This is a genomic window from Neobacillus drentensis (assembly GCF_036965245.1).
In the GTDB taxonomy this organism is placed as follows: Bacteria; Bacillota; Bacilli; order Bacillales; family Cytobacillaceae; genus Neobacillus; species Neobacillus drentensis_G.
In genome coordinates this window covers 29,471-39,703 of record NZ_JBALPG010000105.1, presented here as the reverse complement: position 1 = coordinate 39,703, position 10,233 = coordinate 29,471, and the positions used below count along the sequence as shown (strand labels likewise).

The following is a 10,233-nucleotide window of genomic DNA, read 5'->3' as shown; positions in this document are numbered from 1 at the left end:
CACATGTATCAGTATAATAATTATATTTATGATTTCTTAATAAAAAGCAGATGATAGTTTTTATTTTCATGATATAATGCTCCTTTTTGTATCGATTGAAGATAAGTATATCAAATATTCGTGGAAAATGTGAAAAATTAAATAATGGACTCTTTAGAAGGACTGGAAACAGTCCTATTTTTTATGGAAAGGAGGATGTATATGGCACAAATGCAAGCGAAAACGAAATCCATTCCACTATTTCACCTTGAACCGTTTCAAGGCATGGACACGAATGGCTCTGCTACACAAATAATCGACCACCGTTCCCCTGACATGCTAAATTTCAATATCGATGAAAAAGGGGCATTAAATAAGCGCACAGGTTATGCTCGGGTTTATCCTACTTCATTAGGAACAGGAAAAATTAACGGTATGTATTTGTACACTAGAAGTGATGGTAGTGCGATTTTTCTGATTGCTCATGGTACTAAGTTGTATACACAAGCCGGCAATGCTCAACCAACTGAATTGTTTGGCACCTTACAAAACGGAAAAATTAACTTTTTCACCGTTGAAGGCAAATGTTACATCATGGATGGAGTGAATTTCTTAGTTTATGATGGGTCTACGATTAAACAGGTAGAGCCTTATGTCCCTGTCTTGCAGATATCGAAGAATCCAAGCGGTGGCGGTTCGGCTAACGAGGATTTCAACTTGATCGGTAACAAGTTCAAAGATTCCTTTAGCGGTGACGAAACCTCAACCGTTTATCAAATGTCCTTAACGGGATTAGATTCCACACTTGTTTCGGCTGTGGTAGGTACAACAACCATTAACGAGGGGACAGGGCTTACAGTTGACAGGGTAAACGGCAAAGTGACCTTTACGACAGCACCAGCAAAAGGTACAAACAATGTCATCATAACAGCAGGGAAAACAGTGTCGGGTTATCCCGAGCGCATCAAAAAGTGTACGATGGCTGTCGGGTTTGGTGGTTCAAATGATACCAGGACATTTATTTCAGGCAATCCCGATATGCCAGAATACATGTTTCGGAGTGGCCTTTATGATGCTACCTATTGGCTTGAAAATGGTTATTATCGATTGTCCGAGAAAGTCATGGGCTTTTCAAAGCAATACGATTATCTCATTGTTGAAAGACCAAACGGGAAGCACATTATTAATTTCCAAATCACTGAAGCAGGAGTCGTTAGTTTCCCTTCTAAGCCGATTAATAACCAAGTGGGGGCGATAGCGTCAGGCTCGATACAAATCATCGAGAATAACCCTGTATCACTCTCAAAAGATGGGGTTTACATGTTAGTGGCATCCAACGTCCGAGACGAGCGAAACGTGGTTCATGTCTCTTCTAAGATTGATAGAAAGTTGATGCTAGAATCCGGTTTAGATACGGCAGTATCCATCGATTATGATAAAAAATATTGGCTTGCTATCAATGGAAATGTTTACATCTTGGATTACACTCAAAAATCCAAGGACAATCGTTATGGCGAATGGTATGTCTATAACAACATTAACGCATCGTGCTTCTTAGTGAAGAACGGTTTTTTATATTTCGGCAGCTTAACAGATGGTTTAGTCTATCGCTTTAAAAAAGAGTACGAAGGAGCAGCTTACAATGACGATGGATTGGCGATCAATGCTTACTGGAAGTCAAAACAGTTAACTTTTGGTAGGGATGAAATGAAGAAGTTTATCGAGTCACTCTATTTTGCTATTAAACCAGCTAGTAAAACAAGTGCGGATTTCTATTATTCGTCAAATAAAAAGGAAAATGTCCTCATAAATGTGGGCAAAAAAATTCAATTTAATACGTTCAATTTTAAAAGCATTGATTTTAAAAATTTTACTTTCTATACTTCCAACTTTCCGAAAGAAGTCAAATCGAAAGTCAAAGCAAAACAGGTTACTCATTTCCAACTGATGATTCAAAACAACAAGCTAGATGAAAGTCTATCCCTTTTATCATTGGGAATCGAGTATCGTTACCAATCGAAAATTCGTTAGCGAGGTGATTTTATGTTTGAAAAATTAGAGTCTTTTACTAAATCAGTTTCAAGTTTACCTGATGAAGCGGTTTTCAATTCAGCGGCAGAAGGAAAAGCGGCATTTGATTGGGCTCCCGAAGAATTGAGGGTTACTCTTAACAAGTTAATTGATGCCATCGAGAAAACAGAGGCAGGGGATAGTGGGGCAAAAAATACTGGTGTTTCTACCATATCAGGATTGACGGGAAATGATGTACAAACCATTTTAGAACAATTAACTCCGAAAAAGTTAGATCCCTGGGGAAATCTATCTACCCAAAATGGATGGTACCATGATGCGTCACGGCCTGGGCAATCTTTCAAAGACCCATGGGGGATGGTTCATTTACGAGGGGTGATTATGCCAGGAATCCTTACGAATGGGGTAACGGCATTTACTCTTCCAGAAGGGTATCGCCCGGCAAGAGAAGTAGACATCATTATTAAATGTTTTACCTCTACGAACCAGTTAAGTTATACCACCCTTAGTATCAAATCAAATGGAAATTGTTCGATACATGACAATATGAGTATCAATTCCATTCGGTTGGACAATATCCATTTCAGAACAGATAGTTAGGAGGCGATACCATGGCAGATTACCAAATTGGCGATAACCTGTTTGCTAATGCTCAAGGGAAATATTATCGCGTAAACAATGGTGTTCAGGCATTCGAGGAAAGCCCGTTCGATACCATGAGCAATAAGATTAATACCATGTATGATGCACAGCAAAAAAATCAATTAGACCAATTACGTACACAACGTGATAAAGCAATATCAGGCTTTAATCAGCAGAAGAAAGACTTAGCACCACAATATCAGAATCAGAGGAACCAAGCGGATGTGGTAAACGCTCAGAGTGCTTCAAGATTGCGTGAATTAATGGCGGCTAATGGTATTAATGCCAGTGGAGAAAGTTTAACGACACAGGCAAATTTAGCATCCTCACGACAAAATGCTTTAAGTGAGATTAATAATAACGAATCTACTGCTATCAGAGGGATTGACCAGCAGATTGCGGCAGAAAATGACCCAAGCCGTGAGCAAGCGATTGTCAATGCAATTGCTACAGAACGGTCAGGTAAATTAGCCGATGCGTACAATCAATCACAGCAAGATATTTACCAACGTTCAATGGATTGGCGAAATTATCAAATGCAGGTACAACAAGCTGAAATGGAAAGGCAACGATTTGAAGCTGAGCAGAAAATGAGAGAGTTGGAGTATCAAAGGGCATTAGCAGCACAAACAGCAGCAAGAAGTAGTGGTGGTGGAAGTGGTGGAAGAAGTAGAAAAAGTACAAGTGCGTCACCTTCTGCTGCTCCAAGCGGATTGACGGACGCTTACAATCAATATTTGCAAGCAAAGGCAGAAGCTAAATATATGTATGATAACAAGATTCCGAATCCGAATAGCGGTGTAGGAATGATGTACGCTTCTATGGTTAAACCTAAAAAGTGGTAAGGAGTGATTCCTTTGGCTGACAAAAAGAAGAAAAAAGACGATGGGTTGACCGATTATCAAAGGGCAGTAAAGCGTCATAATGAGACTACATTTGATACGCTATCACCCTCAAATGTTCAGAGGTTAGATCCTGCGTTCAATTCAACAAGTGCAAAGGCTAATTATGATTGGGAGAGTGAGTATTTACCCTCCCTTCCTAAGTCTTATGGTCGTAAATACAACGATAAGTTTGATTCATTTGCAAAAAGAATGGGCATTCCTCCAACGGAAGGGCAAGAATTTCGCCGTTGGTTAGACGCCAAGGAAAAAATGAAGATAAATGATGCGTACTATTCTACACAGATAACAAAGAAGAACACTGCAAACAAAGAGAAGAAAATCCAACAAGAAAAAAACAAATCTATAGTGACAGCATCGGAGAAACCATTATCTTTGATTCCTTTGAAGCAAAAGCCGAAATCAGAGAAAAGCGTTCAGCTCCCGGGTATCAAAGTTAAAAAAAAAACATCTTTGCTCGATGACTTAAAAAGTATCGGTAAATTAGGAGTCGAGACATTAAACCCCTTTGACGATGTAGATGCAGGGCAAGCACTAGAGAATTATGCAAATCGCGGAATGTCCAAATCCTATAAAGAAATCCAAAGGGGTTCGAATCGTGCGGTTGATTCAGCTTCATTCGGGGTAATGAGCAACCTAGACAAGAAATTATCCGGTAAAACTCCTGACTATCTTTCTCAACGTGAATTTGGGGAAGGTGGAGGAACGGATTTGATTACCACAGGCTTAGGGTATCTTGTTCCAGGTGCAGGAGGATACAAGTTATTAAACTCCTCTAAAGTTGGAAAAGCCTTAACGGAGTTTGGTTCGAAAAGTATTCCTAAACGTTTAGCATCCGAAGCGGCAAAGGGTTCGATAATTGGTGCTAGTATATCAGGGGCAGAAGTCGCAGCAAGAGAAGGGCTTAACCCAGACGATTACAATTGGAAAGATAACACAAAATATATTGGTTTAAATACAGCGTTGGGGGCAATTGCAGATCCATTGTTATATGGAGCAGGAAAAGGAATTGCAAAAGGTTTTGAATCTGCATCAAATCGAACTATGAGAAACCTTCTACCTAGCACTCAGCAAGTCGAAGGGGCTTTACGTGACAGTGCGAAATCCTTTAAAGGGTCGCAAGCCTTACCAAAAACAGGTGGGATACAGAATCCTGGATTAGTGCAGGATTTAATTCCTAAGGGTAGCGAGGTAACAAATCCAAGTTTTTTACCTCCATTGAAGCCGAAAACAAACATAGATCCACTCATTCCTAGTGTTGGAAAATCTATAAACGATTTACCACCTTTGAACGAAACTTCTTTGTTGGATCGGTCATTGATGTTTGATGGGGAAAAACGAACAATGCCTGATTTCTCGTATGGCAAACAAATGTCAGAACCTAATAAACCTGTTAATGTGTATGGTGCTGAAATCCCTTATGATAAGGTGCAACATGCTCCATCCAGTTATTGGCGTGGTCGTTATGAGGAATTTGCTAATTACGTTAATAAAAATTATGATACCAATAATTTGAATAAAGAGGCATTAGATGATTTATGGAGTCAATTCGCCAAATACGATGAACCAGTGACATTAGATGATGTGGTTGACCTAGCATACAAAGATGCAAATAAACCTGTTATTGACGCTGCTGGTGTATGGAATAAGACGGGGAACCGTCCTCCTGTTTCTCAAAATGCAAAGAAAATCTTATTAGGAGAAGTAAAACCAAAACAAAAAACCATTCCACCAAAGCAGGATTTACTCCCTAATTTAAAACCGAATAACCCTGTTCAACAGCCTTTACCACCGTTGCAACCACTAAAGAATAGTATGGTAGTAGAACAACCAGTAAAGCCACTAGGACAGCATGCGAACAATGTAGAAGCACCTGTTAAACCGTTGCAATCTGTACCAAAGCAGCCGAATGAAAGTTCCTTTTACAGCACAGTTCGAAATCCTGAAAAGTTATCGCCAGAGTTAGAACAGCGTTTAAACGATTTCGATAAAACTTATAAACCAATGTCCAATGAAGAATTAGTGAATTATGCGAATAAGTATGTCACTAAAGACATGGAAAAGGCTTATCAGTTTGTAAAAAATGCTCGAAAGTTTGATCCAAGACACGTTACAGTCGGACATCGATTAATTGACGAATTGCAGAAAGCTGGTCAATATGATCGTGCATTAGATGTAGTTGAGAGATTAGCAGAACAAGGAACGAAAGCTGGACAATCAATCCAGTCATATTCCATTTACAATCGCTTATCTGCAGAAGGTCAGTTATTAAGGGCTCAAAGACGAGTGAATAAAATTAATGAATCAATTACTAACCCAGAAAAACAAATAAAATTAACCGAACAAAACATTCAGGACATTACCCATACAGCGGATAGTATTCAGCGGTTCACTGGTCAACAAGAGCAAGCAAACAACGTTATTAAGATTATGGAAAATATTAAAAAAGGAAATGTCGCAACCGATGCCGAATTAGATACTGTCCGTTCTTTTGTAGCTGATGCGAAAAAATTTGTTGCCGATCTTGAACCTGGCGCTCCTCCTAAACAGCCAAAACCTATAAAGGATGTCCGTAACCGTGATAAAGTTGTTGATTTTATGGACAAACGTGAACAGTTAGCAAGAAAGCGGTTAAGAGAGATTATGGGGCGAGCAAATTCCATGCCGGTAGATGCACTTTACGCATTAGCGGATATTGGTGCTTCAAAAATTGCGAAGGGTACTGTTAAAGTTGCTGATTTTACAGAAGATCTAGTAAAAGAATTTGGTGAGAAGGTTCGGCCGTATGCTCAACAGATTTACAACAAAGCGGTTGAAACTTTTAATCTTCAATCTGAATCTATGACCCGTCAGCGGTTAAGCGAAGTCGAGAAGATCACTAATAAGGCATTAAAGGACAAAAACATTAGTGTTGATGAAGCAGAAAGCATCAGAGAGTTTGCGAGACAAGTAGGACAAATGTCAGGAGATGCAAAGCTAGAGCATAGCATGGAATTACAATCCGTTCTGCAAGCGATAGAAACACCTACTTTTGGTCAGAAATTATCAACCACTCAAACGATCGCTCAACTGTTAAACCCTAAAACCATCATCCGTAATGCCGTTGGTAACGAAATGTTCTACCGTGTCGAACAAATGAATAAATTACTAGCAACACCTGTAGACATTTTACGAAGCAAAATTACAGGCGGAGAGCGTACGATTACTTTTAGAACACATAACCAAGGGCAATACTGGCAAAATTGGTTAACAGGAGCAAAAGCGGGGTGGAAAGGTGTAAATCCTATGGGATTGACTACAGCTTACGATTTAGGACCACAAGCATTCCGTTCTAAATTTAACCCGTTAACCTATCTCGAGAAGTCATTGGGTGCTACATTGCGTTCGTTTGACCACGCAGGATATATGAGGGCTTATAACAAAACATTAGGTGAGTTATCCTCTTTACGTGCAATAAATGAAGGGTTAACAGGTCAAGCGAAAAAAGAGGCGATTGCTCGTTATATCCGGGAAGCAGACGATAATATGATTCAGATGGCAGATCAATATGGAAAATATGCAACTTTCCAAGATAATTCAACTATCGCTACTGTACTCCAAAAAGCAAAAAGAGGATTAAACTTCAAACAAGATTTCGGTCTTGGGGATTTAATCATCAAGTATCCTAAAACTCCAGGTAACTTAATTATGAGAGCCTTGGAATATTCACCTGCCGGAATTGCTCGTTCGCTTTATTTGTTGAAGAGTATCGGAAAAGCTAAAAACCCACTTATCACAAAAGAGGCGACATTAGCTTTTACCAGAGCTATCATGGGAACTGGTGGATTTTCATTGTTAGGATACACTTTAGCTGATAAAGGCATTTTAACTTCTGCTGGAAATTCTGATTATGAAGTTGCATCATTAGAACGGAATGCAGGAAAACAGCCGAACAGTGTGAATGTATCGGCTTTAGGAAGATTCATAAATAGCGGATTTAATCTCGATCATGCTGGCACAAAAGAAGGAGATACCTTTGTTTCTTACGATTGGGCGCAGCCTATTTCAATGGCTATTGCTTTAGGAACAGGTACGAATCAATCAGTCAAAGATAACGGAAAAGTAAATGTGTATGATGCAATTAAAAATGCAGGAGATAGCGTTTATAATACCACTATTAATATGTCTGTTCTCAAAGGGGTGAAGGATTTCCTTACCAGTTACCCGAACCAAGGGATATCTGACAAATTAGGTGGTGTGATTGAGGGGGCAGTAGGTTCATTCGTTCCTACATTATCAAACCAAATTAGGCAAGCGAGTGACAATACAGCACGTTCAACATACAGTCCTAGCCTATTGCCAACAATCAAGAATAAAGCAATTAACCGTATTCCAGGATTACAAAATTCTCTTCCTCCTTCCTATGACACTTTAGGCAACAAAAGAGAAAATTTCCAAGGTGGCAGCAATAACTTGTTGAATGTGTTCTTAAATCCATCGTTTATCAGCAAATATAAACCTTCAGCAGAAGCGCAGTTTGTATTGGATATGATTAACAAAACAGGCGATAAGTCATTAGCTCCTCGGATTGCACAAAAGAAGCTAGATGGAAAACCATTAACAAGCGCGCAATATTCGGAGATGCAACGTATCATGGGCGAAGAAGTTCAAGCTGGTTTAGCAAACCTTGGTGGAGGTACAGGCGACCAAGAAACGGATGCAAAAGCAATTGAAAAGATTTTAAGAGATGCAGGAAAGACAGCAAGAGAGGCGATAAGATCGCAAAGAGGTGAATAACTTGGCATGGTATTTAGGTATCATGGGAATAATTTTCGTTATGGTGTTTTGTTTAATATGTGTCGTGGACAAAATCATGATAAGAGAAGATAAAGATCCAGCCTATCACGCAAAATGGGAAGGCTTTCGAACGATATGGAGACCAAAAATTATTTTCTTTGAAAACCTTATCGGATGGATTTTTGCTTTACTGGTAATTTACTTTATATATTTAGGTTAAGAGGGCTGAAAACAGCTCTCTTTTTATTGAAGGTTAATAGGAAAATGGTATAATGGAAATAAATACATGTGGTGGCGGAATAGGTAGACGCTAGGTAGTTCAGTTGGTAGAACTGTGGTAAATATCGGTAGTAATATACCGAGGGGAACGCAATTAGCAATACCCTTTTGCAAAGCCACAAGTCGGTGCTTCGATACCACCCCAAGGCATAGCAGGTCATGTAAGGTGCAAATCCTTACCCACGTGTATTGAATATTAAATAAACATTTTTGGAGGGCTGATAATTCAGCTCTCTTTTTAATTTGAACAAAGGCAGGTGGCTCTTTTGTACTTACAAGAAATTACATGGATTATTGGGATTATCTCATTTATAGGTGGCGTTTCTATTTTTCTGTTTAAAAAGATTGTCATTGAACCGTTACAAAAATCAATTGATTCTTTAAATACCACACTTCAAGAATTCAGACTAAACACAGACAGAAAAATTAATCTGATTGAAGATGAAATCGATGTATTGAAAGAAAAAACGACTCGACATGATGAACAAATCAAAACGTTATTTAGAGGAGGAAGTTTAAATGATTAACTGGAAAGTACGTTTTAAAAACCGTTTGTGGGTTGTGGCGTTAGTGTCACAACTTTTTATTTTGGCTGAGGTTTTATTAGTTGGTGCCCATGCAGCTGGCATAACAGAATTTGTATTAACAGAAGAAATTAAGGGTTGGGTAATAGCTATTGTAAATGCTATTTTCGGTGTCCTGTCCACGCTTGGTTTGGTGCAAGACCCAACCACAGCAGGTATGGAAGATAGTGTAAGGGCAAAGGGATATAACGAGCCAAAATAAGCTGCTCTACGGAGTGGCTTTTTATTTTTATTGAAAAGGAGAGGGTAAGTAATGGCTATTCAAGTAAGACAAATGTTAGCATCGCCCAAAAAATATGGTGTTAAATGTCCTAATTCTTTAAATGCTGAATATATCACGATTCACAATACTGCTAATGATGCCAGTGCAAATAATGAAATCCAGTATATGATCAACAATTCGAATCAAGTTTCATTTCATTATGCCATAGATGATAAAGAAGTGGTTCAGGGATTACCACTTGACCGTAACGCGTGGGCAGCTGGTGACGGAAATGGTCCCGGGAACAGAAAATCTTTACATGTTGAAATTTGCTACTCCAAATCCGGGGGAACTAGGTATTATCAAGCCGAAGGATTAGCTATTCAATTTGTCGCCCAACTGCTAAAAGAACGTGGATGGGGTATTGATCGAGTTAAAAAACATGAGGATTGGAGTAGAAAACATTGTCCTCACCGTATTCTCGATGAAGGAAGATGGGGAAATGTATTAGCAGCTATTCAGGCTGAATTAAATCCTAAACCTGCACCACAGCCAACACCTGCTCCTATATCGAAACCGACAAAGAGATATATTAAATTACCAGTTTCGGCTGCAACGTGGACAGTGTACAAGCTTAATCGTCCACCTGTTAAGGCTAACCCGGCTAATCATGCAGGTACATTAAAGCCATCTAAATTCGGCGGTTTAGAGTACGAAATTCTTCATGACCGTGGTAATTGGGTTTTCGAAATTCAGACTGCCAATTTCGGTAGGGTTCAGATTTACGGGCATCCAAACACAGGCGCAACAGTCGTAGAAAAGTAAATAATAAAGCCCC

8 protein-coding genes are annotated in these 10,233 nt (G+C 39.2%); all 8 read left to right on the top strand.

Translation table 11 applies throughout. The annotated features are described in order from the left end of the window. The first annotated feature begins 201 nt into the window (after nt 1-201). The 8 genes from V7150_RS19565 (at nt 202) to V7150_RS19530 (ending at nt 10,220) form a co-directional block, all read left to right on the top strand. Nucleotides 202-2,010 carry a hypothetical protein gene (locus V7150_RS19565; RefSeq protein ID WP_335521654.1) on the top strand — a complete coding sequence of 603 codons (1,809 nt, stop codon included), beginning with the start codon at nt 202-204 and terminating at the stop codon, nt 2,008-2,010. A gap of 12 nt (nt 2,011-2,022) precedes the next feature. Further along, complete coding sequence (locus tag V7150_RS19560; RefSeq protein WP_335521652.1) at nt 2,023-2,610, top strand: hypothetical protein; 588 nt, start codon at nt 2,023-2,025, stop codon at nt 2,608-2,610. Between the two features lie 11 nt (nt 2,611-2,621). Next, nucleotides 2,622-3,497, top strand: coding sequence for a hypothetical protein (locus V7150_RS19555; RefSeq protein ID WP_335521649.1), 876 nt, complete (start codon nt 2,622-2,624; stop codon nt 3,495-3,497). Nucleotides 3,498-3,509: 12 nt separating this feature from the next. After that, on the top strand, nt 3,510-8,330 hold the full coding sequence (locus tag V7150_RS19550; protein ID WP_335521647.1) for a hypothetical protein: 4,821 nt from the start codon (nt 3,510-3,512) through the stop codon (nt 8,328-8,330). Nucleotide 8,331: 1 nt separating this feature from the next. Next, nucleotides 8,332-8,550 (top strand): hypothetical protein, encoded by a 219-nt coding sequence (locus V7150_RS19545; protein ID WP_335521646.1) that lies wholly within the window; start codon nt 8,332-8,334, stop codon nt 8,548-8,550. A gap of 325 nt (nt 8,551-8,875) precedes the next feature. After that, nucleotides 8,876-9,136 carry a hypothetical protein gene (locus V7150_RS19540; RefSeq protein ID WP_335521644.1) on the top strand — a complete coding sequence of 87 codons (261 nt, stop codon included), beginning with the start codon at nt 8,876-8,878 and terminating at the stop codon, nt 9,134-9,136. Continuing rightward, nucleotides 9,129-9,395, top strand: a complete 267-nt coding sequence (locus V7150_RS19535; RefSeq protein ID WP_335521642.1) for a phage holin — start codon at nt 9,129-9,131, stop codon at nt 9,393-9,395. Before V7150_RS19540 ends, V7150_RS19535 begins: the two co-directional genes overlap by 8 nt. Before the next feature lie 51 nt (nt 9,396-9,446). Then, entirely contained in the window at nt 9,447-10,220 is a 774-nt protein-coding gene (locus V7150_RS19530; protein ID WP_335521640.1) for a peptidoglycan recognition protein family protein, read from the top strand. The last annotated feature ends 13 nt before the right edge of the window (nt 10,221-10,233 follow it).